The sequence below is a fragment of the Snodgrassella sp. M0351 genome (assembly GCF_016100575.1).
Lineage (GTDB): Bacteria > Pseudomonadota > Gammaproteobacteria > Burkholderiales > Neisseriaceae > Snodgrassella > Snodgrassella alvi.
The window spans coordinates 884,190-909,925 of sequence record NZ_JACFSG010000001.1 but is presented as its reverse complement, the minus strand read 5'-3'; the positions used below and the strand labels follow the sequence as shown (position 1 = coordinate 909,925).

The 25,736-nt window shown below is 40.2% G+C and carries 24 protein-coding genes and 1 pseudogene; 15 read left to right on the top strand and 10 right to left on the bottom strand.

Annotated features, from left to right (window positions below; translation table 11 throughout):
- Positions 1–109: 109 nt before the first annotated feature.
- The 3 genes and pseudogenes from H3V01_RS04105 to H3V01_RS04095 all read left to right on the top strand — a co-directional run.
- Positions 110–676 (top strand): annotated as a pseudogene (locus tag H3V01_RS04105) (class I SAM-dependent methyltransferase); the annotation flags it as partial.
- Positions 677–706: 30 nt separating this feature from the next.
- Positions 707–1,570, top strand: a complete 864-nt coding sequence (locus H3V01_RS04100; RefSeq protein ID WP_084548429.1) for an ATP-binding protein — start codon at positions 707–709, stop codon at positions 1,568–1,570.
- Between the two features lie 74 nt (positions 1,571–1,644).
- Positions 1,645–2,475: a L,D-transpeptidase family protein gene (locus H3V01_RS04095; RefSeq protein ID WP_198186059.1), complete on the top strand. Its 831-nt coding sequence runs from the start codon at positions 1,645–1,647 to the stop codon at positions 2,473–2,475.
- Positions 2,476–2,679: 204 nt separating this feature from the next.
- On the opposite strand, the gene H3V01_RS04090 is transcribed toward H3V01_RS04095, so the two are convergent.
- Both H3V01_RS04090 and xseA read right to left on the bottom strand, forming a co-directional pair.
- The gene (locus tag H3V01_RS04090; protein WP_198186058.1) at positions 2,680–3,549 is read right to left on the bottom strand and encodes a DUF4261 domain-containing protein; all 870 of its coding nucleotides are present in this window, start codon (positions 3,547–3,549) and stop codon (positions 2,680–2,682) included.
- A 179-nt stretch (positions 3,550–3,728) separates the two neighbouring features.
- Positions 3,729–5,081, bottom strand: coding sequence for an exodeoxyribonuclease VII large subunit (gene xseA, locus H3V01_RS04085; protein ID WP_084554151.1), 1,353 nt, complete (start codon positions 5,079–5,081; stop codon positions 3,729–3,731).
- Between the two features lie 120 nt (positions 5,082–5,201).
- On the opposite strand from xseA, the gene lpxK reads away from it, so the two are divergent.
- The 6 genes from lpxK to H3V01_RS04055 all read left to right on the top strand — a co-directional run bounded on the left by lpxK (position 5,202) and on the right by H3V01_RS04055 (position 9,593).
- Positions 5,202–6,239: a tetraacyldisaccharide 4'-kinase gene (gene lpxK, locus H3V01_RS04080; protein ID WP_084554153.1), complete on the top strand. Its 1,038-nt coding sequence runs from the start codon at positions 5,202–5,204 to the stop codon at positions 6,237–6,239.
- Positions 6,240–6,512: 273 nt separating this feature from the next.
- Positions 6,513–6,704, top strand: a complete 192-nt coding sequence (locus H3V01_RS04075; RefSeq protein ID WP_025330730.1) for a Trm112 family protein — start codon at positions 6,513–6,515, stop codon at positions 6,702–6,704.
- On the top strand, positions 6,697–7,464 hold the full coding sequence (kdsB, locus tag H3V01_RS04070; RefSeq protein WP_198186057.1) for a 3-deoxy-manno-octulosonate cytidylyltransferase: 768 nt from the start codon (positions 6,697–6,699) through the stop codon (positions 7,462–7,464). The genes H3V01_RS04075 and kdsB overlap by 8 nt, the downstream gene beginning before the upstream one ends.
- Positions 7,465–7,513: 49 nt before the next feature.
- Positions 7,514–8,161 (top strand): adenylate kinase, encoded by a 648-nt coding sequence (gene adk / locus H3V01_RS04065; RefSeq protein WP_037394928.1) that lies wholly within the window; start codon positions 7,514–7,516, stop codon positions 8,159–8,161.
- 116 nt (positions 8,162–8,277) lie between these two features.
- On the top strand, positions 8,278–8,808 hold the full coding sequence (locus H3V01_RS04060) for a CNP1-like family protein (RefSeq protein WP_078475609.1): 531 nt from the start codon (positions 8,278–8,280) through the stop codon (positions 8,806–8,808).
- Positions 8,809–8,816: 8 nt separating this feature from the next.
- The gene (locus tag H3V01_RS04055; RefSeq protein WP_037476347.1) at positions 8,817–9,593 is read left to right on the top strand and encodes a sulfite exporter TauE/SafE family protein; all 777 of its coding nucleotides are present in this window, start codon (positions 8,817–8,819) and stop codon (positions 9,591–9,593) included.
- A gap of 23 nt (positions 9,594–9,616) precedes the next feature.
- On the opposite strand, the gene tadA is transcribed toward H3V01_RS04055, so the two are convergent.
- Positions 9,617–10,348, bottom strand: coding sequence for a tRNA adenosine(34) deaminase TadA (gene tadA / locus H3V01_RS04050; RefSeq protein WP_100125543.1), 732 nt, complete (start codon positions 10,346–10,348; stop codon positions 9,617–9,619).
- A gap of 599 nt (positions 10,349–10,947) precedes the next feature.
- Here tadA and H3V01_RS04045 point away from each other — a divergent pair.
- Positions 10,948–12,105, top strand: coding sequence for a hypothetical protein (locus H3V01_RS04045; protein ID WP_100125544.1), 1,158 nt, complete (start codon positions 10,948–10,950; stop codon positions 12,103–12,105).
- A 317-nt stretch (positions 12,106–12,422) separates the two neighbouring features.
- On the opposite strand, the gene H3V01_RS04040 is transcribed toward H3V01_RS04045, so the two are convergent.
- The gene (locus H3V01_RS04040) at positions 12,423–12,878 is read right to left on the bottom strand and encodes a hypothetical protein (protein WP_100125545.1); all 456 of its coding nucleotides are present in this window, start codon (positions 12,876–12,878) and stop codon (positions 12,423–12,425) included.
- A gap of 532 nt (positions 12,879–13,410) precedes the next feature.
- The gene (gene bioB, locus H3V01_RS04035) at positions 13,411–14,460 is read right to left on the bottom strand and encodes a biotin synthase BioB (RefSeq protein WP_084554163.1); all 1,050 of its coding nucleotides are present in this window, start codon (positions 14,458–14,460) and stop codon (positions 13,411–13,413) included.
- A 190-nt stretch (positions 14,461–14,650) separates the two neighbouring features.
- On the opposite strand from bioB, the gene H3V01_RS04030 reads away from it, so the two are divergent.
- Positions 14,651–15,379: an SDR family NAD(P)-dependent oxidoreductase gene (locus tag H3V01_RS04030; protein ID WP_100125546.1), complete on the top strand. Its 729-nt coding sequence runs from the start codon at positions 14,651–14,653 to the stop codon at positions 15,377–15,379.
- A 35-nt stretch (positions 15,380–15,414) separates the two neighbouring features.
- Positions 15,415–16,506: a tRNA (uridine(54)-C5)-methyltransferase TrmA gene (trmA, locus tag H3V01_RS04025; protein ID WP_084554167.1), complete on the top strand. Its 1,092-nt coding sequence runs from the start codon at positions 15,415–15,417 to the stop codon at positions 16,504–16,506.
- Between the two features lie 90 nt (positions 16,507–16,596).
- Here the strand turns inward: trmA and aspS are convergent, their stop codons facing one another.
- Positions 16,597–18,405: an aspartate--tRNA ligase gene (gene aspS / locus H3V01_RS04020; RefSeq protein WP_100125547.1), complete on the bottom strand. Its 1,809-nt coding sequence runs from the start codon at positions 18,403–18,405 to the stop codon at positions 16,597–16,599.
- 70 nt (positions 18,406–18,475) lie between these two features.
- Positions 18,476–19,192 carry a DUF502 domain-containing protein gene (locus tag H3V01_RS04015; protein ID WP_025330720.1) on the bottom strand — a complete coding sequence of 239 codons (717 nt, stop codon included), beginning with the start codon at positions 19,190–19,192 and terminating at the stop codon, positions 18,476–18,478.
- Between the two features lie 431 nt (positions 19,193–19,623).
- On the opposite strand from H3V01_RS04015, the gene H3V01_RS04010 reads away from it, so the two are divergent.
- Together H3V01_RS04010 and H3V01_RS04005 are read left to right on the top strand one after the other, a co-directional pair.
- Positions 19,624–21,876 carry a DNA internalization-related competence protein ComEC/Rec2 gene (locus H3V01_RS04010; protein WP_198186056.1) on the top strand — a complete coding sequence of 751 codons (2,253 nt, stop codon included), beginning with the start codon at positions 19,624–19,626 and terminating at the stop codon, positions 21,874–21,876.
- Positions 21,877–21,961: 85 nt separating this feature from the next.
- Complete coding sequence (locus tag H3V01_RS04005) at positions 21,962–22,402, top strand: hypothetical protein (protein WP_179300431.1); 441 nt, start codon at positions 21,962–21,964, stop codon at positions 22,400–22,402.
- Positions 22,403–22,466: 64 nt separating this feature from the next.
- Here the strand turns inward: H3V01_RS04005 and lolA are convergent, their stop codons facing one another.
- Both lolA and H3V01_RS03995 read right to left on the bottom strand, forming a co-directional pair.
- Positions 22,467–23,081, bottom strand: a complete 615-nt coding sequence (gene lolA, locus H3V01_RS04000; RefSeq protein ID WP_198186055.1) for an outer membrane lipoprotein chaperone LolA — start codon at positions 23,079–23,081, stop codon at positions 22,467–22,469.
- A 285-nt stretch (positions 23,082–23,366) separates the two neighbouring features.
- Positions 23,367–23,780, bottom strand: a complete 414-nt coding sequence (locus H3V01_RS03995) for a DUF1090 domain-containing protein (protein WP_198186054.1) — start codon at positions 23,778–23,780, stop codon at positions 23,367–23,369.
- Positions 23,781–23,934: 154 nt separating this feature from the next.
- On the opposite strand from H3V01_RS03995, the gene H3V01_RS03990 reads away from it, so the two are divergent.
- Positions 23,935–24,786: a ferritin-like domain-containing protein gene (locus H3V01_RS03990; protein ID WP_198186053.1), complete on the top strand. Its 852-nt coding sequence runs from the start codon at positions 23,935–23,937 to the stop codon at positions 24,784–24,786.
- A gap of 44 nt (positions 24,787–24,830) precedes the next feature.
- Here the strand turns inward: H3V01_RS03990 and H3V01_RS03985 are convergent, their stop codons facing one another.
- The gene (locus H3V01_RS03985) at positions 24,831–25,718 is read right to left on the bottom strand and encodes a metal ABC transporter substrate-binding protein (RefSeq protein WP_198186052.1); all 888 of its coding nucleotides are present in this window, start codon (positions 25,716–25,718) and stop codon (positions 24,831–24,833) included.
- Between the last annotated feature and the right edge of the window lie 18 nt (positions 25,719–25,736).

The following is a 25,736-nucleotide window of genomic DNA, read 5'->3' as shown; positions in this document are numbered from 1 at the left end:
CTATTCATAGTATGCGTGCTCATTTTGTTAATATATAATCTGATATGCTTAATGCTTATTTATCTTAAAGATAGCCTTGGCGGCTATCTAATTATCAGATAGCACAAATCAATTTATGCTTCTCAATATTCTGGATTTTGTTCATAAAAACATTCAGCAGACAGTAAAGGCTGGAGATACAGTCATTGATGCTACTGCTGGTAACGGGCATGATACTTTGTTTCTGGCCTCTTGCGTCGGTGCCCAGGGTAAAGTAGTTGCATTTGATATACAGGCAAGTGCATTAAAAGCTACCAGTAACAGACTGGCAAAAGCCGGTTATAGTGAGCGGGTACAGTTAATTCATGCCGGACATGAACATCTGAGTGAGTATATTCAGAGTAAGGTTAGTGCCATCATATTTAACCTTGGATATTTACCCGGCGGAGATAAAAACTGTACAACCCAAGCCAATACCACTCTTAAGGCAATGCAAAGCGGATTAAACCTTCTTACCGATAATGGTGTATTGGCTGCAGTTTTATATCCGGGTCATGAGCAGGGAAAAATTGAAGCGGAAACAATACAAACATGGGCGCGAAGCTTACCGCAACAGCAGATAGCAGTGTTGAAATATGCTTTTATTAACCGGATAAATGATGCACCTTTTGCATTAATATTGCAAAAACATTCATAGATCATAGCTCTAGAAACTAAAGGGAAATAGATGAAACGTAAGGAATTTATCAATCTGGCTGCAACAGTGTTACAGCGGCTGGATGCCATTTTGCCACCATTGGCTCAGGAACCTGACTGGACGGCGGTTGCTTACCGCTGGCATAAATTAGGTAACAAGGGTATTCTGGAAAGTTTGCCGCATCCGCATACCTTTTCTCTGGACTGTCTGGCAGCTGTTGATGAGCAGCGCCGACAACTGGTACGTAATACAGAACAGTTTCTTGCCGGCAGACCGGCAAATAATGTATTAATGACAGGAGCACGTGGTACCGGAAAATCATCACTGGTTAAGGCGTTACTGCATCAGTATGCAGATCAGGGGTTGCGTCTGATTGAGGTTGATAAAAGTGATTTGTTAACGTTACCTGCTTTACTTTCTTTACTAAGCGCCAGACCGGAAAAATACATTCTGTTCTGCGATGATTTATCTTTTGAAGATGGCGATGATGCTTACAAAGCATTAAAAACTACCCTTGATGGCGGATTGTCTCAGCGATGTGACAATGTATTGGTATATGCTACATCCAACCGCCGGCATTTAATGCCTGAGTATATGGCAGACAATGTGGCTCATACAGGCAATGGCGGAGAAGTTCATCCTCAGGAAGCCGTCGAAGAAAAAGTATCTTTATCGGATCGTTTTGGTTTATGGCTAAGCTTTTACCCATTTGATCAGAATGCATATTTACAGGCTGTACAGAACTGGCTGGAAGAAGCTGGTCTGAATCTGGATGAAACAGCAAGACGCGCAGCATTAAATTGGAGCCAGAGCCGTGGCAGCCGTTCAGGAAGAGTAGCATGGCAGTTCGTATGCGACTGGGCAGGAAGAAACCCACAGGATAGAATTGTATAGGTAAATCAGTTGTTTGTTCTGTATTCAGTTTTCTGATTAACTGCTGGGTAACTTAGTTTCAACGGAAGCAAATCATGTCTGTATTATTTAGCGAACCATTAATGATATTACTTCCCATATTGATATTTATCGGAAGCATCGGATTAATTATTTATCCTTTTTTCGCTAATAAAAAAAATCCGGTAAAGACACTATCTCGAAGATTAATGACTATCTGTATGATTGTCATCGGATTCGCGGGCATAGTTGCAGGTGTAGCATTATTTTTTAGAAATTATACTATTGACCAGAAAATTAAAACTATAGATGTAAAAAATACGGCTGTAGCAGTTTCTCCTCCTGTTAGCGGTGACAAAATTTATCTGCGAATATTCAAACAGGAAGGAATATTAGAAATATGGTATAAGCACAAAAATAATAATTATCAGCTATACAGGACATGGGATATCTGTACATATTCAGGTGGTCTGGGACCTAAAAAAGCCGAAGGTGATGGCAAAAGTCCGGAAGGATTTTACGCAACCGAGAAAAATCTATTAAAACCAAATAGTAATTATCATCTTGCTTTTAACATCGGCTACCCGAATGCCTATGACCGTGCCAATGGATACACAGGAAGCTTTATCATGATTCATGGAAACTGCGTGTCCATCGGTTGCTATGCTATGACTGACAAGGGAATAGAACAAATCTATGCTGTTGTTAATCAAGCTATAAACAGCGGACAGAAGCGGATACCCATTCATATTTTTCCATTCAGAATGACAGCATTAAATATGCAAAAGTTTCAAAACTCAGCTTATATGCCTTTCTGGAGCGAATTGAAGCCTGCTTATGATATTTTTCAGTCTGAGCACAGAGTAGCAGATATTACTGTGCACAATAAGCATTATGTCATTAAATAAATAGAAGCAGTAAGGTAACTATCTGATATCGTGACATTTAAAATAATGATTGATTGTATTTGCATATCTGATTGAAGAAACAGTTATTTTTTAATTTACCCAAATATAAAACGACTTTCGATATCAAATTTAATATCGGAAGTCGTTTTATATTGCTTAATAATCGATAATTTCTGCTCAAGAATAATTTATTGATTTGTTTAATTATTTACCGATCTCTACAACCAAAACATTACCTGTATCTTTCAGGAAGTATTCATCCTCTTGTGGAGCTCGTAATGACATCATTTTATTATCGCCAATTTCCATTGTATCCCCGGAATTCATAGTTGCTCCGCTCTGACGCAGATACGATAAAATATTACCAAACATATCGAAATAGTCAGAACCTTCATCATGGTTATTTGCTAATACAGCAAAATCAGGCAATCCAAATACATCAGCACCGTAAGTGCGCATCCAGACACCTTTAACGTCTTCTAAAATATATTTAACAAATCCGCAGAAAAATAGCGGTAAACAATCGCATAAACTCTGTGCACTGTTTTCGTCACTAAGTAAGTTACTTAAAACATTTGCAGGGAGTGAAGAATGAGCGTTTTCATTAATAACTGCTAATGCATTAAATTCTTCAAAACACGCAGCCAGACGGGACAAAGCCAGGTATTGTTGTATTACATCTTCATCATGTCCTGTATAGTACAAAATTACATGACTATCATTTTTACGAACTTGATTTTTGATATCTTCACTATAATGTGCTGGCTCAACACAAGTTTCCAATGCATCAGCAGGAAAAGGCGCATTGAAACCGATAAGTTTAACTACGTGTTTTCCCCAGCTTATTAAAGCAAAAACGCCTTGTTCAAGCTCTCCGGCAGGGGTTTCGTATTTGACATTTGTTATTGAAGAATCCAGATATCTTAATTTATCTAATAATTTATCTTTATCAAAATTAAGAGAGCCTTTAAATACAACACTTAATCCTATTGATTGTTTATTATTTGTATTTTCACCTACCGTGGTATCTGTATCTTTAGATTTTTTACCAAATAAACGAGCAAACAGTGACATTTAAATTCCTATTCTTATTAAGTTAATTGCCTGTCAAAAATTTATTTAACATAACATTTCAAAGAATAATTTATTTTTAAATTAAAAATCTGAATTTAAATCAACAAACAATTAATCACCGAATTCTTAGTGATAACAATTTACGCAATAGAATAGAAATACATTTGAAAATGTATATCTTAATTATCAAATAAATCAGACTGAATTTTCGGCGGAGCAACCTGTACGCTACGTTCACCGCAAGCAAAGCGAATATTAAGATACTGGCCGGTTTTTAATTTGTTTGCATCACGTATTACCTGCCCGCGCTGATTAGTGACAACGCTATAACCTCTGGCGAGAATCTGTAGAGGAGAGACTGCCTGTAACACAGATGTCTGCTGTTGCAGCCGTTGTTGCGCGCGCATAAAAATATTTTGCCAGATCTGATGTAATTGTTGTTTCCGATATTCAAGTGCCTGTAGTGCATGAATAGTTTGCGGTCGTGTATTTTCCAGACTCCGTTGTTGCTGTATCAGATTTTGCCGATGCTGCCTGATCTGACGCTGCATGCCAATTTGTAACAGACGTGCTAAATCCCTTAGTTGCTGCTGCTGTTGCTGCCAGTTTTGCTGCGGGTGCTTTAACTGACGAGCAAGCCAGTCTAGTTTTTGTGAAGCATCATAATAACGTTGTTCCAGTAATTGGTGTATACGCTTTTGCCATTGAGTAACACTATGTCTTAATTGCGCCATATCAGGGCTAACCAGTTCGGCAGCTGCTGTCGGTGTCGGGGCGCGAACATCTGCGGCAAAATCGGTCAGGGTAAAGTCAGTTTCATGACCAACACCGCTCACAGTGGGAATTGCACTGTCGGCTACCGTTCGTACGACGATTTCTTCATTATAAGACCACAAATCCTCAATGCTGCCGCCTCCACGGCAAATTATCAGTACATCAGCCAGTGCCTGCTGATTGGCACTGGTAATAGCAGCAGCAATCTGACGTTCACTCCCTGCACCCTGTACGGCTGTCGGGTAAACAATCACACGGATACCGCTATGGCGCCGGCGCAGGGTTGTCACAACATCGCGTAAAGCTGCTGCGGCCAGACTGGTCACTACACCGACCACTTTAGGATGAACAGGTAGCGGACGTTTGCGTTCCTTTGAAAATAAACCTTCGGCAGTTAACTGCTGTTTCAGCCGCTCATAAGCTTCATATAATTGTCCCAACCCTTTGTGGCGCACTGCATTAATGGTAATCTGAAATTCACCCCGTGCTTCGTAAATACTGATTTTTCCGGCTACTTCTATATGATCACCTTCCTGTAAGGGCTGGCTTAGCTGCTGTGCCACACCTTTAAACAGTACACATCTGACTTGTGCACGGGCATCTTTTAAAGAAAAATAGAAGTGACCGCTGGCTGCACGGGTAAGATTAGAAACTTCACCGCCAACCCATAAATCAATCAGATTGTCTTCAAGCAATTGACGGGCATAAGCATTGAGTTCAGATACACTTAAAGCAGCCGGAGCAAAGAAATCAGACATAATGGATACCATATTCAGAGCGGTTTTATTCTGTAGATATTATACGGCGTTTTTTTATCATAGTTCAGTTCTGCATATACAGCGTGGTATAGTGCAGCTTTGTAATTAATAGGCAGAGTTATGGGCTGGTTAGCCGGTTTAATACAAAAGCACTGGCAGCATCCGCGTATAGCGCTGGTATTGTTACTGTGGCCGCTTGCACGATTATTTCAAAGTATTGCTTTGTTACGGCGCTGGCTGTACAAATCGGGCATTTTGCCGACTAAAAAACTGCCTTGTCCGGTAGTGGTAATCGGTAACATTCATGTTGGCGGTGTTGGTAAAACACCTTTAGTCGCTGCGCTGGTACAGACCTTACAGCAGCGGCAGATAAGAGTAGGCATCATCAGCCGCGGCTATGGGCGTTTAAGTAAAGAAACGGTTATTCTGAATGCCCAATCTACCGCGGCAGAAGCCGGAGATGAACCATTAATGCTGTTTCAGCAAACTCAGGCACCGGTTGCAGTTGCTTCTACTCGTGAAGCTGCCGGCAGAGCATTGTTAAATGCATATCCGGATTTGCAGCTTTTATTAAGTGATGATGGTTTACAACATTATGCACTTTGCCGGGATATGGAAGTTATAGTATTTCCGGCCGCAGATATCGGAAAAAAACTGGATATATTGCCTAATGGCCCATTGCGCGAACCCGTTGAGCGCTTACAGGGAGCAGATGCGGTAGTATTCAGTCAGGGTGATGCGAATTCTGTTCAGCAGGCACAGCAACTGAATTTAATAAAAACACAATGGTGTGGTTTCAGTCAATTGAACTATGGCGATTTCTATTGTTTAAATCAGCCGCAACAGACTGCAAAAGCCCATGATTTTTCAGAAAAAAAATGCGCGGCAATTGCAGCCATCGGACAACCGCAACGTTTTTTTCAGGCATTACAGATACTGGGTATTCATCTGAAAGAAACCATTGCGCTGAATGATCACACAACCATTCAATCCGAAGACTGGCCTGATGCAGAAATAATATTTATTACAGAAAAAGATGCGGTCAAATTGAAAAAACCTTTGCAATATAATATTTGGGTCTTACCACTTTCAGCACAAATCTGCCCGGATTTAGCTGAATTGATTCAGTTAAAATTAGACTTACACCGTTCTAAATAAAATAAATACATTTCTGCAATGAAAAAGATGCCATGGACTCCGGCTGCTGGTAAAATTTCAATAAATTGTCAGTATATCGTTGGTAGACAATATAAACTGACTACGATTTCAGGTTCTGTATTAAGCAGCCTCTATATTGCCATTTTAATATATGGTAAAGTCATTCAAAGACGATATTTATAAATTATTAACTGGTATTACTGCATTCAGGAAACCTGCTAAATCAACAACCATAAACTTCGCTTGCCACTTTTGCGAAACTAAGGATTAAAAATGAATCAAAAATATCTGGATATACTGGTATGCCCCGAGTGTAAAGGAAAACTGCAATGGCATGCACAGCAGCAGGAACTGTGGTGTAAAGCATCACGGCTGGCTTATCCGGTAAAAGATGGTATTCCCTATATGCTGGTAAATGAAGCTCGTAATTTAACTGATGAAGAATGTACGGCGACACATGAGTAACTTTGTTGTTCTGATTCCGGCACGACTATCCTCCAGTCGTTTACCCAATAAGGCTTTAGCCGATATACATGGTAAACCGATGGTAGTAAGGGTAGCTGAGCGTGCACTTGCCAGCAAAGCCGGAAGAGTAGTTGTGGCAACAGATCATGCTGATATTCAGACTGCGTGTCAGGTACACGGAATTGAAGCCGTTTTAACAGCTCCGGAGCATGAGAGTGGTACAACTCGTCTGGCTGAAGCAGCCGGCATTCTGAATCTCGCTGGAGAAGACTGTGTTTTAAATGTTCAGGGTGATGAACCTTTGATTGAACCTGAGCTGATTAATGCTGTAGCTGAACAATTACAACAAAGTTCAACACCAATGGCCACAGCAGCACATCTATTAACTGATTACACAGATTTTATAGATGCCAATTGTGTTAAAGTTGTGTTAAACAACAAAAATAATGCCTTGTACTTTAGCCGTGCGGCTATTCCATGGCCGCGTGAATTAATGCGCAGCGGCGCTGAAGTCATGCCGGCAGATATTCCGGTATATCGTCATATTGGCATTTATGGTTATCGGGTACAGTTTTTGCACCAATATGCAGATTTGACTCCATCACCATTAGAACAGGCTGAATCACTTGAGCAGCTGCGCGTACTGTGGCATGGTTACAATATTGCGGTACAAATTACACCGCATGCTCCGGCTGCGGGTGTGGATACAGCTGCCGATCTGGAGCGTGTACGCACGAACTGGACAGAAGTAAAAAAATAAATATTAGTAATAATATTAAATCAAATCACAGATATATTCAGGAGTTGAAATGAAAGTTTTATTATTAGGTGCACCGGGTGCCGGAAAAGGCACACAGGCACAGTTTATTACTGCTGCGTTTAACATACCGCAGATTTCTACCGGAGACATGCTGCGTGCAGCAGTAAAAGCCGGCACACCTTTGGGCATTGAAGCCAAAAAAATTATGGATGCGGGCGGGCTGGTTCGTGACGATATTATTATAGGTCTGGTAAAAGAGCGTATTGCCCAGCCGGATTGTGCTAATGGTTTCTTATTTGATGGTTTCCCGCGTACACTGGCTCAGGCTGAAGCAATGGAAAAAGCGGGTGTGCATCTGGATGCGGTGGTAGAGATTGCCGTACCCGATGATGTCATTATTGAACGTCTGTCCGGTCGCCGTGTCCATCTTGCTTCAGGCAGAACTTATCATCTGGTTTACAATCCGCCAAGAGTCAACAATATTGATGATGAAACTGGTGAACCACTGATTCAGCGTGATGATGATCAGGAAGAAACCATCAAAAAACGTTTACAGGTTTATCACGAGCAAACAGAAGTACTGATTGATTTCTATGGTAAACAGAATGATGCTAACGCACCGGATTATATCCGTGTAGATGGAACCCAACCGGTAGAAGCAGTAAAAACTCAGGTTCTGGCCGCCTTAAAACTTTAATGGCAGAATCCGGCTGTCTGTTCTCATAAGATTACAGACAGCTTTTTGTTGCATGACAAATGATAAACAGTATTTCAGAATAAAGCCGGATTGTATATCCGGTTTCGGAGCATGGTATGAAAGTTACCAAAACCGTATTGACTGTATTACTTCTTGGTGTTTGTGCTTGTGCACTGGCACGCAGGGAAACTTTATATAACGAGCATTATATTGGACCGGATGAAAATCAGCCTTGGGAAGAGCAGGCTGTACCTATGCCAGCGTATCCTGCCGGTAATGAGCAATGGGCAGATATTTATATCAGCCAGACATATCAGGGCCAGCCAAAATTAATGCTGAACAGTATTCAAATCAATACAGACCGTACTATCCATTATATTCTGAACCAGCAATCAGATCAGGGAATTAATAACCTTACTGCTGAAGCTATTCACTGCCCGACACGGCGCATGAAGGTGTTCGGATATGGTGACGATGTAAATAAACGCTGGATACAGCCGCGCAATAGTCAATGGAAAGTAATCGGTACCAGCCTGAATCAACTGGATAAAGTGCGTTCGGTGCTGTATCAGACTTTCTGCGAAGACGGATTACCCCGTAATCAGCAAGAGTTAATTAAGCGTATTACCACACGTGCCATGCGCTAGTAGGATATATCGTGGAATGGCTCAGTGACTCTCATATTTGGTGGTTATTAATTATCGGATTCAGTGCCGGTTTAATGGATGCAGCTGTCGGTGGTGGCGGCTTATTACAGATCCCCGGGCTGTTTGGCGCATTACCACAGAAAACCATCACACCGGTTGTTCTAGGGGTAAATAAATTTGCTTCTGCCTGTGGTACTTTAGTAGCAGCTGTACAATATACCCGACGTATACCGGTTCCATGGGCAATGCTGTTACCTGCCGCCGTACTTGCATTTGCTTTTTCATACATGGGTGCTCATGTTGTGGAATATCTGCCCACAGCGTGGATGAAACCGTCCATTCTGGTTATTTTAATCATTATGGCGATTTATACCTTTTTGAAAAAGGATCTGGGTCAGGTTCAGCGCCAAAGCCGGCTAACCCGACGTGAGTATATTATCGGACTGTTAATGGGTGCCTTAATCGGTTTATATGACGGTATATTTGGTCCCGGTACAGGCAGCTTACTGGCTTTTATATTTGTTCGCTTTTTTGCCTTCGACTTTATTACTGCAACAGCATCTTCTAAAGTTATTAATCTCACAACAAATTTTGCCGCACTGATATTTTTTATTCCACATCAGTATGTCGTATGGCATTGGGCAATTCCACTGGCTATTGCCAATCTGAGCGGAGGAATCATTGGTGCCCGATTAGCAATGCGTGGCGGCAGCAAATTATTGCGTAAAGGTTTTATTATTCTTCTGTGTATTATGATTGGTAAATTTGGCTACGATTTACTGTAATTTATGATTGCAGCAGCATTGGTTTATACCGGGCTGCGCTTGCGCCGGAAAAAATTCTGTAATAATTGAGTGGATTCATTAGCCAGAACGCCACCAATGATTGCAGTGTGTTTATTTAACTGCTGATTAGTAAATAAATTAATCACACTGCCGGCTGCCCCGGTTTTTGTTTCACAAGCTCCATAAATTACCCTTCTGATTCGTGCTTGTATTAATGCACTTGCACACATAGCGCACGGTTCCAGAGTAATATAAACATCACAATTTTCCAGACGGTAATTTCTCAATGCCTTACTGGCTGCCGTTAATGCCTGAATTTCTGCATGATGGCTAATATTACAATCAGCGATACAGCGATTGTAGCCATAACCAACCAGAGTGTTTTCACAGACAACAACAGCACCAACTGGCACTTCATTCAGTATAGAAGCCTGATGCGCTGCATCCAGAGCCTGATACATCCATTGCTGCATAACTTTTTCAGACGGAAAGACAGCTACTGGCGGATGCAGTTTAAGCTGCTTGCGCCAGTAATCTTTTTCTTCAGATGTAAACGACTGAACTGAGCGATCTTCTACTAGAGCAATAAATTGCCATAAAAGACTGTCTGTACAGCCTGTACTCATACTTTTAAATTGTAAAAACGCCGTTATCGCTCCGCGAAGATGTAAATCTTCTAAGCAATGTATATTAAGTTGTTTAAGAATTGCTATGGTTTTAGGTGCCAGCGGAGGCGTTGTTAACGGCGTGCTCATAAGTAAAGGTATCAATCATTATAAATCATAAAAATACTAAAATACTCTAAAATTAACGCTAAAGTACCCACCTTAAGTTTCAGCTATAAGTTCAAATTTGTACAAAAAAATTGTACAAATGGATAAAATGATGCTATTATTCAGCCATATTTGAAATTCATTAAAAGGTGTTCAGAGCAAAACTTTACAAGGTACATGAAGTTAGGGTTTGAATCAAACTAATGAATGAAACAAAGCAATTAAGCGTACGAGTTCTAACACAATTGTGCTGTGTGAAGAGGGTGATGAAATTGAAGGTTTAGTTAATTCTATAGCATCCGGCACTTTAGACAGCTTGTCGTATGGAGTTTGAGTTCACCATACCTCATTAGTTCGTATGTTTATGACAGGGTAGAATTTGAGTTTGGGGATAATGTTATATGTGGGGCTCAAATTCCGCCTAGTAAAACCAATGAAAATCTTAATCACCTGTTAAATCTGTATAAACGACCGTAGCGAAGAAAGGGGGCACTGTTAACTTTAAATGGAGAGTTATCACTTTAGATACTCGTAACCCAAATGTGCATTTAATTGAAGCAATTTAATAACGAAAGGAGCTTATGTCTCGAATAACATATAATGCATCATTTATTGAATCAGGTGGTAGACCTTCTCAAATACCTATTTCAATAGATATTTATAAATCAGCAGCAGACAGTAATCTTTCTGTCCCTGCATATTTACAGCAAGAGTATGGTCAGAAAGCTGATAAAAATTATGCTAATGGCAGCGTTTTTTCACAAGTTATGGCATCCTTAAATGCCCCTATTGATGTAAAGGGGAAAGGTTTTCGAGCTATGAAGCTTGGAAATATTTTGGACGGAACATTTCGAGCAGCAGTAACTCAGGATGCAAAAAAAGCGATCACCATTTTAGCACCTGCTGCAATTCTGTCAATAGTAGAAGAAAATAAGACCGAAGATTATACTGATACGCTTAGTATGTTTGAAAAGTTGATTGCAATAGACAAATTTAATTCAAGTGACACTTTTGCAATGCCAATTTTTGATTTGTCAAATGCAGATAAACGACAAGCTTCTGCTATTGGTCAGTCAGCAATCTCTTATGTAGGGCGATTAACGATTTCTCGGAAATCACACACAATTCCAACTTTTTCTTATGGCTTAAAAGCCTCAGATGAGGCTTTAAAAGCATGCTCCATTAATGCTATAACAATTCACCTAAGAAGTCTTCGTAAGTCACTAGCTTCTAATTTAGTGCGCCAACAGCTAAATTCTTTGATTAATGGTAATAGAGATATGGATATCAAACCATTACCTGTTGTTCCTATCAATAAATATGATAGCGAAGCTGGTAATGGTGTGTTAACCCATAAAGCTTATATGAAGTGGTTATGGAATGATAGGGGAATCTATCAGGTAGATTATGTTCTGTGTAATGAAGATGATTACTTCAGAATTATCGAGCGTAAAGGTTGTCCTAATATAAGTTTAGAACAAATGGCTTACGCAACTAAACCTATCAATAAGAATATTGTTGAACCTCAAATATTTATTCTTAATGAAGGTGTTGTTCCGCCTGGAACTTTAGTAGGGATTGATTCACGGTATGCTATTGCACGACTTAAATACTCTCAGGCTAATTTTGACGCAGTTGAAGAGATGGTTATGCGTAATGGTAAAGCACTGTACTTTGACGAGAGACAAGTTTTATATCGGCATGATGAAGAGGCATTTAAAGTAACTACTCTAAACTAATTTAACAGGCTGCTTTGGCAGCCTGCTGGAGAATTTAATGGCAAGATCACCTAAAAAATGTAAGGTCTGAATGAATATGTTGAACAGATTGATGGCGTAGAGGAGACTAATACAGTAAAACAACCTGAAACCTCTGATAATGCGGAAGAATCAGAAACTAATCACCAAGAACTAAATAATCAGAAACCAACAAAGGATACTAAAATTAAAACTGACACAGAAAAAGTGATTTTAAAACAACCCAAGTTTATCCAAGTTTGTGTAACTCATGGTTATGACTTACTCCATCCTTATTTATGCAAAAATCATAATAAAGGTTAATTTTTATTTTCTATTTTAGAATGTAATTTCCGTAAATCACTCAGACATCTTAAAAGAATCTCAAGTTCCTGCATGCTGACATTATTTTTTTTCAGCATTTCTAACATTTTTGTGGAAGATTTTGAATCAATAGGATTATCAAATACTTGGTTGAGTGGCTCCCAGCTCAGATTAAAGGATTCCGCTATAAGAAGCATAAGTTTCCGATTAGGCTGTCTGCTGTAAGATCTATCTGAACTTTCATATTTGACACCAGAACTTCTGGATAATCCTAAAATCTCCCAGAATTCTTCAGCAGATAAACCCAGAAGATTAATTCGAAGATTACAGATAAACGACTTCCATTGTTTAGAGTCTTGCGGGATAAGTAGATTTACACCTAAGTCTTTAAGAGTCCGTTGAGCTCTCATAGCTAATATTGTGTTGTCTTTAGTTTTGTTTTTGTTAGTCATTCTCACTTGTTCTTGGGAAAATTAATTAAAAATTTGATTTTATCGTATTAATTAGGAAATAAAAACCGAAGCTTATTACCTTAGTTTAATATTTACAATGTAATCAGGGTATTAGCAATAGCTTAAGTCGTGTCTTCATGCGTTACGATAATTATCTGATAAAAACCTGTAGGAATAATAAAGTCCAAGGCTAGCATCTGCCGTTCTATATCACAGGCTGTGAAAATTTCACCTAGTAACATAAAACGCATGTAAGCAAAAACGTTTTAATCAGTTCTATCTGAATCACTATACTTAATACATTCGCTGTACCACCTGAAAGAACCTTAGTATTGTGACCATCAATTTCCGCTCACCAGTAGGGCAGATTAGGCTACCGCTCTTCAGGTTTTCAAGAAATGCAAGTTTTGACAATAACTCTTGCTTTTTGATTGTATGCACACTAAAGGTTGATTCAAGGAATTTTATATGTTGCAGTATAGATTTATCAATTCACTCTACTGTTCAAATGAGCTTAAACAACACTAAGTTACTAAGCTTCGTTAATATTACCAGACATGCTATTGTGTGTTTGCTCGGAAATTGCCTGTACAATAGCTGCCCGGTGTATCTCATCACTATAATCCTCACATTGTTCTGGACTGATACCCAATTTAATAAATAAAGCATTATCTTTTTCAACTTGAGGATTGGATGTTGTAAGCAATTTATCTCCATAAAATATAGAGTTTGCTCCTGCTAAAAAAGCCAGTGCCTGCATTTGCTCATTCATTTGTTCACGTCCTGCGGATAATCGCACATGTGATTTGGGCATCATAATACGGGCAACAGCAAGCATTCTGATGAAATCAAACGGTTCAATATCCTGTTCATTCGCTAAAGGTGTACCTTTAACCTTGACCAGATTATTGATGGGAACACTTTCCGGATGTTCATCTAAATTAGCCAGTTGAATTAATAAACTGGCTCTGTCTTTTAGAGATTCACCCATTCCAAGAATTCCGCCCGAGCAAATTTTAATGCCTGCTTCTCGGACATAAGCCAATGTTTGCAAACGCTCCGCATAGGTACGGGTGGTAATGATGTTTCCGTAAAATTCAGGTGAAGTATCTAAATTATGATTATAGAAATCTAATCCGGCCTCAGATAACGCATGAGCCTGATCCTGTGACAATTTGCCCAGAGTCATACAGGTTTCCATACCCAGTGCTTTAACACCTTTTACCATCTCCAGAACATACGGCATATCTCTGGCAGTAGGATGCTTCCAGGCAGCACCCATACAGAAACGTGTTGAACCGATTGCTTTTGCAGCCTTGGCTTTTTCAATTACTTTTTGAACTTCAAGTAATTTTTCTTTTTCTAGACCAGTATCGTAATGGACTGATTGCGGGCAATATTTACAGTCTTCCGGACAAGCACCGGTTTTTATGGATAGTAAAGTTGAAACTTGCACTTTATTGGCATCAAAAAATTGTCGGTGTATTGTTTGTGCTTTAAATATCAGATCATTAAATGGCAGTTGAAATAATTTGATAACCTCTGGTAGTGACCAATCATGACGAATAATGCTTAACGACATAAAAGTTTCCTTTAAATAACAGGCATAAAATTTACATTGCATGATAATACTTAACTTAATAAAGTCAATTTCTTCATAAATAAAGTTTATATTTAAACAAATTAAAATCTGATTTTTTTACTGCATAAGTAAAGTGTATGATTACTATCTGGCTAGAAACTCAGATAATTTTTGAAAAAGGGAATTTAATATGCAATGTTGTGTAATTATTACTGGTCATAGTCGGGGGTTAGGACGGGCCCTCACAGAATATTACCTGACCAAAGAAGTCAAAGTTGTCGGTCTATCAAGGTACGGCTGGGATAATCCGCCGGAAAAATTACTGGAATATTCAATTGATTTTTCTGATGCTGATGCTATGGCGACATTAATCCGGTCAGCCAGCTGGCAGAGTGGTCTTGAAAATAAAAATGAAATTATTCTGATAAACAACGCTGGTATGGTAGAGCCGAATTCAATAATAGGCCAGCAGGATTGTGATGCAATTATTAAAGCGGTAGCCGTAAATATTACTGCACCATTACTATTAACTAATGCGGTGATTGCCGCTACGTCGAAAGCTGAAATTCGCATTGCGCATATCAGTAGTGGTGCCGGGCGGCATCCGGTAGCAGGCTGGAGCGTATATGGAGCCACTAAGGCGGCACTGGATCAGCATGCAGCAGTAGTAGCGGCTGAACAACATCCGCATGTACGTATTGCCAGTATTGCTCCCGGCGTTGTTGATACCAATATGCAGCAAAATATCCGTTCTGCCGATGCTGATAAATTTCCCCTGGTACAAAATTTTATTGGCTTAAAGGATAAAAATCAGTTGCAAAGTGCTGAAGATACTGCAAAAAGAATTGCGGATATGATTGCTGCAGATGATTATGGCCGGCAAATTCTGCGCGATGTACGGGAACAGAACGGGGTTTGATATAATAAGCCCTTTTTGCTTTGGCTGATAACTATATGACCGGTATTACTTACCAGCAACAATTATCTGATAAACAGCACTATCTGGAGCAACTATTTGCAGACTGTGCTTTTCCGCCAATACAGATTTTCACTTCTCCGGCTTCTCATTACCGGATGCGTGCGGAATTTCGTATCTGGCATGAAGGAGACAGCTGTAGTTATGCTATGTTTACCCCGGGAGAAAAAGCCAGTTCCGGTAATGTATGTAAAATACGTGATTTTGCCATAGCTCATGAAAATATTAACTCATTGATGCCTGTTTTACTGAGCAAAATACAGGCCAGAGAAGAGTTAAAAACACGCTTATTTCAAGTTGAATTTTTAACTACACTGGCTGGCGATACGCTGGTTACTCTGATTTATCATAAAAAACTGGATGATGTCTGGGCTCAGTCGGCGAAATCGCTGGCCACTGAACTGAACATTCAGATCTTGGGGCGAAGCCGTGGACAGAAGGTAGTTCTGGAACGCGATTATGTTATTGAACGCTTAAAAGTTCATAATGAAATCTTTGAGTATAAACAGTTTGAAGGTGGTTTTACTCAGCCGAATGCAGAAATTTGTCAGTCAATGCTGGGTTGGGCTGTTGATGTTGCTCAATCGATCAATGGCGGAGATCTACTGGAGCTTTATTGTGGCAATGGTAATTTTACTTTGCCCCTGTCCCGCCAATTTCACAAAGTTTTGGCTACAGAAGTATCAAAAACTTCTGTACAGGCAGCGCATTGGAATATTGATAATAATCATATCAATAATATTGCATTAGCCCGACTTTCGGCAGAAGAATTTACAGAAGCATTTACAGGCATCCGAACTTTCCGGCGATTGGCCAGTGAGCAGATTAATCTGGCTGATTATCAGTTCAGTACGGTTTTTGTGGACCCTCCGAGAGCCGGTATTGATCATGGCACCCTTAAGTTGTTACAGAAATTTGATAACATTATTTATGTATCCTGTAATCCGGTCACTTTGCACGAAAATCTGCAAACATTATTAGCTACTCATAGCGTTAAACAGGCCGCCATGTTTGATCAGTTTCCTTTCACACCGCATATTGAATCTGGTGTCTGGCTAAAGAGACGCTGATTAAATTTAATTTATAAATAGTACTTTGCCTAAATGATAAAAAAACTGCCTGATAAATTTTATCAGGCAGTTTTTTATCAAAAGAATAAATTAATTTTTCTCTTCAGTCTGAACTTTTTGACGTAAACGCAGGCCAAGCTCACGCAATTGTTTTTCGTCAACATGATTTGGTGCATCTACCAGTAAATCCTGCGAACGCTGAGTTTTCGGGAATGCGATAACATCACGAATTGAATCAGCACCAGCCATCAGGGTTACCAGTCGGTCCAGACCAAACGCGAGACCTCCATGCGGAGGAGCACCGAATTTCAGGTTATTCAGCAGAAAACCGAATTTATTCTGTTGTTCTTCCGGAGTGATTTTCAGTGCAGCAAATACTTTCTCTTGAATATCTGCACGATGAATACGAATAGAGCCACCACCGATTTCCCAGCCATTTAGCACCATATCATAAGCACGGGCAATACACTGATCCGGTGCAGATACCAGTAAATCCTCATGACCGGCTTTAGGTGCAGTAAAAGGATGATGCATAGCAGACCAGCGATGTTCTTCTTCATCATATTCAAACATCGGGAAATCAACTACCCATAATGGACGCCATTCATTAGTATAATAACCGTTGGCAGCACCATGTTCGTGACCGATTTTAACGCGCAGCGCGCCAATAGCTTCGTTAACCACTTTGGCTGTATCGGCACCAAAGAAAATAATATCGCCATTCTGTGCACCGGTTTTCTCGATAATAGACTGCAAAGCACGATCAGAAAGGAATTTCACAATCGGTGACTGCAAACCACTATCTTCTGTATTATTTACTTTGCTAATGTCCATTACTTTGATAAACGCCAGACCTTTTGCACCATAGATACCGACAAATTCTGTATACGTATCTATTTCCTTGCGGCTCAGGTTAGCGCCATTAGGGACACGCAAGGCAACAACACGACCGTTTTTCATATCGGCAGCTTCACGAAATACTTTAAATTCTTCCGTTTTCATCAAGTCAGTTAATTCAGTGAATTGCAGATTTACGCACAAATCTGGTTTATCCGAGCCATACATGAACATAGCATCCTGCCAGCTCATGCGCGGGAAAGTAGGTAAGTCTACAGCCAGAACTTCCTGAAAAACCAACCTAACCATGTTTTCAGTGATATCCATGATTTCGTTTTCATTCAAAAACGAGGTTTCAAGGTCTATCTGAGTAAATTCCGGCTGACGGTCAGCACGCAGGTCTTCATCACGGAAACATTTTACAATCTGATAATAGCGGTCGAATCCTGCCACCATCAATAACTGTTTGAATAGCTGCGGAGATTGCGGTAAAGCAAAGAACTCACCCGGAAATACACGGCTGGGTACCAGATAATCCCGTGCACCTTCCGGAGTAGAGCGGGTTAACATCGGAGTTTCGATATCTATAAATCCCTGACTGTCCAGATAGCGGCGAACAGCCATTGCAACACGATAACGCAGTCGCAGATTATTTTGCATCACCGGACGGCGCAAATCGATTACACGGTTAGTCAGACGTACATTTTCACTGATGCTTTCGTCATCAATTAAAAACGGTGGGGTAGCAGCAGTATTTATTATTTCAATTTCTTTGGCTAATAATTCAATACCGCCGGAAATCATTTTATCGTTTTTGGTACCTTTAGGACGGGCACGTACACGACCGGTAATACTCAGTACATATTCATTACGGACTGAGTCGGCCAGAGTAAAAGTTTCAGGTGTATCCGGGTCAATCACTACCTGTACGATACCTTCCCGGTCACGCAGGTCAATGAATATTACACCGCCGTGATCGCGGCGGCGATGTACCCAGCCTTTTACGGTAACAGTCTGGTCGAGATATTGCTCATTAATTAAGCCACAATAGTTGGTTCGCATTTTGATGCCTTTTTACTATGATTAAGGTTAATTGTGTCATCTAGGAATATCATTTCCGGCCAATCATGCATTAATGCGGTTTGGCTGGTTTGTGTAAAGAGAAAATAGCCTGTAATGACTGGTTGTGCGGTGGTTCATCCGGCTGCACCATACCCAGTGAAATAACATATTTCAGTGCATCATCCACGCTCATATCAATTTCGCGGACGTCTTTACTGTTAACCATAATATAGTAACCACCTGTCGGATTAGGTGTAGTGGGCACATATACTGAAATATAATTATCTGACGAAGCTTCTTCAGAATGGTGCGGTAAGGCGGATGCTAGTTTATCCGGTATGTGACCTGATACGAATCCAATAGTCCAGATATCTGGCTGAGGAAAGGGTACCAGTACTGGTGTTTTAAACGACTGCCGGGAATCTGACAATAAAGATTCAGAAACTTTTTTAACTCCGGAATAAATACTCTTTACGACAGGAATGCGCCCCCACAACGCATCCCAGGCAGCGAATATTCTGCGTCCGAGCATATTTGCCGCCAGTAAACCAGTGAAAAATACAACAATGATAGCAAACAGTAAGCCTAAACCATGAATCTTGAATCCCAATATTGCCTGAGGCTGCCAGTGAGCAGGCAGAATGTTGACAAGCTGATCTGCCATGCCAATGATATAACTGATTACCCAGATTGTTACAATAATAGGTAACCATACCAGCACGCCAGTGAGCATGTATTTCTTTAATGATTTTTTCAGTTTTCCGCCCTCGGCAGGCTGTTGTGCCATAGTGTGATTAAGTCCTTTTAATTAAAGCCGGCTTAAAATTATCAAACTTTATATTATACCCATATTTATTTGTTTTCACAGCGGCATTACTGAGATTAATTAAATTTAATTCAACAGTACAGATACTGAAAATTCAGATTGGCAAAATAACTGTATATTTTCAAAATAACATATTGGAATTTCATCTTATCCGGATTTAATAATTTTAATAGGACTGAATAAAACCCGTTAATCGAGTATTAAATTTTTCATCTGCCTGATTTAATTTTATGCATGATTATCTGTCCTGTTATTATCATCTCAGATTTCTATAAATCTAGTATTAAAAGCTTTACGGCCAAAAAATTACAATAACATTTTTAATTTAATTCAGTATAATGTGGTTATGATAATTACAAATAAATATTTATCTGAAATTAACAGCAGCTTGTATGTCAAAAACTCTCGTGGTCAGTGGATGGTTACCGTGGTGGGTATTGGGTGTTTGCAGTTCTTATCTGCTGGCCTCAGCAGCGATTTTACCGTGGATATATGCTTTTTTTATTTTGTTAGTCTTCACAGTTTTTACGCGCTGGCAGGTTTTTTTGTTTGGTTGTGCTTTATGCGCCGGAATAATATTTGCATTATGGCGCACGGATAATTTATTACAAAATCAATGGCCGCTTACTGATAGAGCAAGTGTGCAAAATATTACGCTTACTGTAAGCGATATCCCTCAATATGAACAGCAACGCAGTCGTTTTGTGGCACAGGTTAAATTACCAGATGGACGGCAGCAGCAATGGCTACTGACTGATTATTCAAAACAACAATGGACGGTTGGCAGCCGATGGCAAATAAAAGCAAAAGTGCGTGCCATAATCGGTGAAGCTAATAAGGTTGGTTTCAATCGTGAAGCATGGGCACTGGCTAATCATATCAGCGCTCAGGCTACAGTGGTAAAAGGTCAGCGCAAAGCACTTCCGGCTGTGTCCGGCTGGAAGGAAAAGCTCACAAGCTGGCGCGTCTGGTGCGGCGGCCGATGGGAAGCACAATCTCAGATATATCCGCAGGGCGTAGCATTAATAAAGGCGCTTACAGTCGGTGAACAGTCTGCATTACCGGCTGAAGCATGGCAGGTATTCCGTCCTTTGGGTTTAAATCATCTGGTCAGCATTTCTGGCTTACATGTAGGGATGTTAGCCATGCTGGCCGCGTGGCTGTGCAGCAAATGCTTACAATATCTCCCTTTTCGGGTTTCACAACCATGGATACTGACACGTGGTGCAGCAGTAATTACTGCGATTGTATACAGTGCTCTGGCCGGATTTGCCGTGCCGACCCAGCGAAGTATGCTGATGATTATCATTCTGGCACTGACGTGGCGGCGGGGGTATTTGCGAGCATTTCAAATTTGGTGGCTGACGATAGCACTTGTATTGCTGTTTGATCCTCTGGCCGTTCTTAGTGTTGGTTTCTGGCTTTCTTTTTTGTTAGTTGCAGTTCTGATGTGGGCAGGAGAAGGTGTAAATCATACAATTAAATTGTTTCAGTTAGTGCAGGCACAGTGGGCTGCCGGGCTTGCTTCAGTCGTACTGGTAGCTTTCTGCTTTGGTTCAGTACCTGTCATATCGCCATTGGTAAATGCTCTGGCCATTCCTTGGTTCACACTGGTTCTGGTACCAATAGCATTATTATCAATGATTGTTCCGTTAGATTTCTTGCGTACTTTTGCTGCATATCTTACCGAACAAACGATGCAGATACTGAACACAATAGCTGAATATGCGCCGGAATATTATCCAGCACATGCGCCATTAGCTCTGTGGTTACTGGCGATGCTTTCTGTTTTAATTTTATTACTGCCCCGGGGCTGGCATCTGCGTCCGCTATGTCTGCTAATTTTATTGTTAATGCTCAGTTACCGGCCGCCACGTCCTGCTCAGGGTGAAGCATTAGTTAGAGTATGGGACGTCGGGCAAGGTCTGGCTGTAAGCATTAGTACGGCCGGGCATGAATTATTATTTGATACGGGTACAGCATATGCTGCGCAATCGGTGTTATTACCTAATTTACGCGCAGCCGGTATCAGGCAACTTGATACGCTAGTACTCTCACATAATGATGCTGATCATGACGGCGGTGCTGTACTGATTAAAAAGCAGCTGCAACCTAAAAAAATCATCGCCGGACAAATCAGCGCATATCAGTTTCCTGTCCACTCTTGTACAGCCGGAGCTAACTGGCAGTGGGACAATGTCTGGTTTGAATTTCTTAATCAGCCAGTAGCAACTAATAAAAAAGGAAAAAATGATTATAGCTGTGTTTTAAGAGTAGTCAGTGCTGATAAAGCCGTGTTGATAACTGGCGATTTAGGAAAAAAAGGCGAGCAGGCCTTGCTAAAAGCTTACGGGGATAAATTGTTTAGCCAGATTTTAGTTTTAGGCCATCATGGCAGCCGCTATTCAAGTGATGCTGCTTTTATCCAAACAGTTGCCCCTCAATATGCCGTGGCCAGTGCAGGCTTTGCAAATCCTTACGGTCATCCGCATATTCAGGTGCAAGCGTTGCTGGCACAGGAAAATATTAGTCTTTTACGTACAGACCGGATGGGAGGAATACAGTCAATTTTATCCGAACGAAATTTGAGCTTGCAGCCATTACAGGTATATAAACCATACTGGCAACGAAAACCAATAAAATAAACATCAAGGCTATAACAATTAAATGCCATAATGTCCTGGTGTATAATTATAAGAATCTGAAAGTAATCGGATAAAAGGAATCTGTATGTATTGGCGGAAAATTTGCTATTTAGGCATAGTTGTCTTAGCGCTGGCTGCTTGTGCTACACCTGAACAAAAAGCTGCCCGTCAGGCCGAGCGTGCAGCAGCAGAAAAGGCAGCACAGCAAAAACTGCAGCTGGATCTGGCTGAACAGTGTGATACCCGTACTGCTGAATTAATGCGGGAACAAATGCAAAACCCGACATTTTTATCTGATCCTGCCAATGCCAAATTAGCAGAAGAATACCGGCAAAAAGTTAATTTGCCTATTTTTCAGAGTTGTTACAAGCTGGCATGGAATAATTATATTAACAAAATTAAATTGCAGCAGGCACAGAACTGGGCAATGCAGCGCAGATGGGATGATGATATGGACTGGATGATGTTCCGCCCGCGCTGGTGTCGAGGAGTTCATAACGGACGCTCATACGTTTATCGTTGCTGACATCCCGTTAATGAGCAATATAAAACAGGCAGGTACAGGCTGCCTGTTATGCTATTAGTCTATTTTACTGGCTTAATACATCTACACCTTTAGGCGGTGTAAATTTGAACTGATTGCGATTAAACTGCGGATGAGTATTAAGCTGACTGAAAGTAATATTGGTCAGATTACCAAAACTGTCTTTCAGCTGCATATTGGCCAGATTGTCACCACGAAAACCAATACGAATATTCTGATAGCCTGTATCGCTTCGTTTTGGAATGGCCCGAACATAATCAATACCATTACTGCTGCCATCATCTGACAAGGTATAATTGGCATTCAACGCTGATTTATTCGAAAGAATAGCTGCCGGAGAATCGCCAATGGTCTGATTCTGAGAGCGCTTGGTTACCTGAGCTAAGTCCTGATCATATAACCAGACAGTTTTACCATCACCAACAATAGTTTGCTTATATGGCTGTGTATATTCCCAGCGGAAAAGTCCCGGGCGCTGAATGGAAAATGTTCCTGAAGTAGTTTGAGTACGCTTTTTACTGTGAACAGTCTGACTAAACTGACCGGAAATACCATCTGTATCGGAATTGAATTTTTGCAGAGTATCAAGACCTCCGGCATAAGCCAGAGTTAAATTGACAGTCATAAAGCCGGTTAGTATTGCTTTACTCAAAATTCGCATTAATTACTCCTTTGATGAACTACTAAAGAATATTTTAGCTGCTCCTGAACAAAGATGAAACTAAATTAAGCTATTAATCTCTGTTTGAATAATTACAAAATAAATGAATAATGGCAGTAGTCTTAACAAATAAGGAATTTGAAAATATCTGGCCAATATATCAATCAATGATGGTATAGGGATTTTTTATTAGTTTAGATAAAATTTCTAAGAATTTTTAGAAAATAAATTTGCTAATGAAAAAGCCTTAAGTGAAAAGCTCTTTCATCAGCAATATTGGTGCATTTAATGTTTAGCTGCCTGCTCAAAACGGGCTAAATTCTGTTTAGCCTGTTGAAGCTTTGATGTATTTTCGTTTAATTTATTTTGTAATTCAGCAGTTTTTTCTGTATCTCCTTTAGCCTGAGCCTTGGCCAGTTTACGCTGTGTTTCACTGATTTTGCTGTCTAATTTATTAATTTTCTGAGTGTATTTTTGTCGTAAATCATCATTTGAGCAATTTTGGATGATGTCTGCTTTTTGTGCATTCAGCCGGTTAATTCGCTTTTGATTATGGTTAGCCTGTGCATATTGCAATTGTTTTTCAATCTGTTGCTGTTTTTCTTTACATGTTTGCCAATTATGATCAGCTAGTGCAGGAATTGAAACTGCTAAAGTCAAAGTTAAAAGAACAGCTTTTGTTGTGCGTGAATAATACATTTTTAATCCTTTTATATATTAATAAATTGATATTGTAATTCATAATAGCTGATTAAAACCATTAAAATGTTAAATCATATTAAATCGCAGTTTATTTAGCAGCGACCGGACATGTATACTCAATCATAATTTTGCCATAACGTAACTTCTATATATGTCTATTTTCTTATTACTCGAATCTGCTTTGTTAAGTTGCCAGCCTGAGGAAAAATGTACGCTAAGTTTAACTGCACAACAACTGTGCTCAGATACACCTGCAAATAGTCTGAGAAGGGATGAGATAGGTGAAATAAAAGATTTTCGTCTGGCCGGACATCCGCAGAGACCTGAGTTAGTGCCTCCCTCCAGAGTTACAAACAGAAAATTAACTACTATAGAAGGTTATGCAGCTTTGTTGCATGCAGTTTGTCATATTGAATTTAATGCAATCAATCTGGCTTTAGACGCAGCCTACCGATTTAGATTGTTACCGGAAGAGTTCACTCGTGACTGGGTACGGATTGCTGCTGAAGAAGCAAAACACTTTCAGCTTATGCGTCAGCGTTTGCAAGCAACTGGATATGATTATGGTGATTTTTCAGCTCATAATCATTTATGGGATATGGCTTATAAAACTGCATTTGATCCATTACTGCGTATGGCTTTAGTACCCAGAGTACTGGAAGCACGAGGGTTGGATGTAACACCGGGAATGCGTAAGAAAATTGCTCAAAAAGGGGATGATGAAACTTGTGCTGTACTGGATATTATCTATCGTGAAGAAGTAGGGCATGTACGTGCGGGAAATTACTGGTATCAGTATTTATGTAAACAGCGCGGACTTGAGCCACTGACATTATTTCGTCGCTTACTCAGTCGTTATGATTTATTTATTTTTCGCGGCTATGTTAATCTGGAAGCACGGGAACAAGCCGGTTTTTCCAGTTTTGAACTGGAAATGCTGGAAAATTTTGAGCAAAACCGCCAGACAGATATACACAACTGGCGGCAGGCTTTACAAAATTAAAAAACAGCATATAGCCAGCACTGACTATATGCTTATCTGTAAATTTATTTCATCGCACTGCATAAAGCATTTACATTATAACGGAACATATCAATGTATGTAGCTGCCGGAGCACCTTTGCTCAGTGCATCAGAATAAAGACGACCAGATATTTTGGTTTGAGTCTCGCTGGCAATACGCTGAACCATCTTCGGATTTTTTATGTTTTCCATAAATATAGCTTTAATATGATCGCGCCGGATCTGGCTGATAATAGCGGCAATCTGACGGGCAGAAGGCTCTGCTTCGGTGCTCATACCTTGTGGCGCAATAAATTCAATCCGATAACGTTTTGCCATATAACCGAAAGCATCATGTCCGGTTAATACTTTTCGTTTTTCTGCAGGCACTGCATTAAACATTTTGCTTGCCCAGTTATTCAATCCGGCAAGTTGTTGCTGATATGCAGTCAGACGCTGCTGATAATAGGCTTTACCTTGCGGATCCACACTAATCAGAGCATTAGCAATGTTGCGTGCATATATTTGCATGAGAACAGGGTCATTCCAGACATGCGGATCGGTATGCTGATGATGTCCGTGACCATCATCAGCCAGCATTAACGGTGTAATGTTCTGAGTAACAGTAAACAACGGTACTCGGCTTTGCTGAGCAGCACGTTGCAAAGTAAGAGGTTCAAGACCCAGTCCATTAAGCAAAATCAGTTTAGCAGTACGCATGTCACGTAAATCTTTACTTACTAACTGATACATATGCGCATCCTGATCAGTACCAATCAGGCTTCGTACCTGTACTCGTTCACCGCCGATTTGCCGTGTGACATCTCCCAAAATACTAAAGCTTGTGATTACCGGTAATGGTGCTGCATGAATTATGCTGGCAAAACCAGTCAGAAATAAAGTTAACAGACAGATAAACAAACCACGTTTCATCAACTAATATCCTAGAAT

Excerpts from the sequence above, each read along its gene's own strand:
- H3V01_RS04100 (WP_084548429.1), top strand. The coding sequence starts at position 707 with ATGAAACGTAAGGAATTTATCAATCTGGCTGCAACAGTGTTACAGCGG.
- H3V01_RS04095 (WP_198186059.1), top strand. The coding sequence starts at position 1,645 with ATGTCTGTATTATTTAGCGAACCATTAATGATATTACTTCCCATATTG.
- H3V01_RS04090 (WP_198186058.1), bottom strand. The coding sequence starts at position 3,549 with ATGTCACTGTTTGCTCGTTTATTTGGTAAAAAATCTAAAGATACAGAT.
- xseA (WP_084554151.1), bottom strand. The coding sequence starts at position 5,081 with ATGTCTGATTTCTTTGCTCCGGCTGCTTTAAGTGTATCTGAACTCAAT.
- lpxK (WP_084554153.1), top strand. The coding sequence starts at position 5,202 with ATGGGCTGGTTAGCCGGTTTAATACAAAAGCACTGGCAGCATCCGCGT.
- H3V01_RS04075 (WP_025330730.1), top strand. The coding sequence starts at position 6,513 with ATGAATCAAAAATATCTGGATATACTGGTATGCCCCGAGTGTAAAGGA.
- kdsB (WP_198186057.1), top strand. The coding sequence starts at position 6,697 with ATGAGTAACTTTGTTGTTCTGATTCCGGCACGACTATCCTCCAGTCGT.
- adk (WP_037394928.1), top strand. The coding sequence starts at position 7,514 with ATGAAAGTTTTATTATTAGGTGCACCGGGTGCCGGAAAAGGCACACAG.
- H3V01_RS04060 (WP_078475609.1), top strand. The coding sequence starts at position 8,278 with ATGAAAGTTACCAAAACCGTATTGACTGTATTACTTCTTGGTGTTTGT.
- tadA (WP_100125543.1), bottom strand. The coding sequence starts at position 10,348 with ATGAGCACGCCGTTAACAACGCCTCCGCTGGCACCTAAAACCATAGCA.
- H3V01_RS04045 (WP_100125544.1), top strand. The coding sequence starts at position 10,948 with ATGTCTCGAATAACATATAATGCATCATTTATTGAATCAGGTGGTAGA.
- H3V01_RS04040 (WP_100125545.1), bottom strand. The coding sequence starts at position 12,878 with ATGACTAACAAAAACAAAACTAAAGACAACACAATATTAGCTATGAGA.
- bioB (WP_084554163.1), bottom strand. The coding sequence starts at position 14,460 with ATGTCGTTAAGCATTATTCGTCATGATTGGTCACTACCAGAGGTTATC.
- H3V01_RS04030 (WP_100125546.1), top strand. The coding sequence starts at position 14,651 with ATGCAATGTTGTGTAATTATTACTGGTCATAGTCGGGGGTTAGGACGG.
- trmA (WP_084554167.1), top strand. The coding sequence starts at position 15,415 with ATGACCGGTATTACTTACCAGCAACAATTATCTGATAAACAGCACTAT.
- aspS (WP_100125547.1), bottom strand. The coding sequence starts at position 18,405 with ATGCGAACCAACTATTGTGGCTTAATTAATGAGCAATATCTCGACCAG.
- H3V01_RS04015 (WP_025330720.1), bottom strand. The coding sequence starts at position 19,192 with ATGGCACAACAGCCTGCCGAGGGCGGAAAACTGAAAAAATCATTAAAG.
- H3V01_RS04010 (WP_198186056.1), top strand. The coding sequence starts at position 19,624 with ATGTCAAAAACTCTCGTGGTCAGTGGATGGTTACCGTGGTGGGTATTG.
- H3V01_RS04005 (WP_179300431.1), top strand. The coding sequence starts at position 21,962 with ATGTATTGGCGGAAAATTTGCTATTTAGGCATAGTTGTCTTAGCGCTG.
- lolA (WP_198186055.1), bottom strand. The coding sequence starts at position 23,081 with ATGCGAATTTTGAGTAAAGCAATACTAACCGGCTTTATGACTGTCAAT.
- H3V01_RS03995 (WP_198186054.1), bottom strand. The coding sequence starts at position 23,780 with ATGTATTATTCACGCACAACAAAAGCTGTTCTTTTAACTTTGACTTTA.
- H3V01_RS03990 (WP_198186053.1), top strand. The coding sequence starts at position 23,935 with ATGTCTATTTTCTTATTACTCGAATCTGCTTTGTTAAGTTGCCAGCCT.
- H3V01_RS03985 (WP_198186052.1), bottom strand. The coding sequence starts at position 25,718 with ATGAAACGTGGTTTGTTTATCTGTCTGTTAACTTTATTTCTGACTGGT.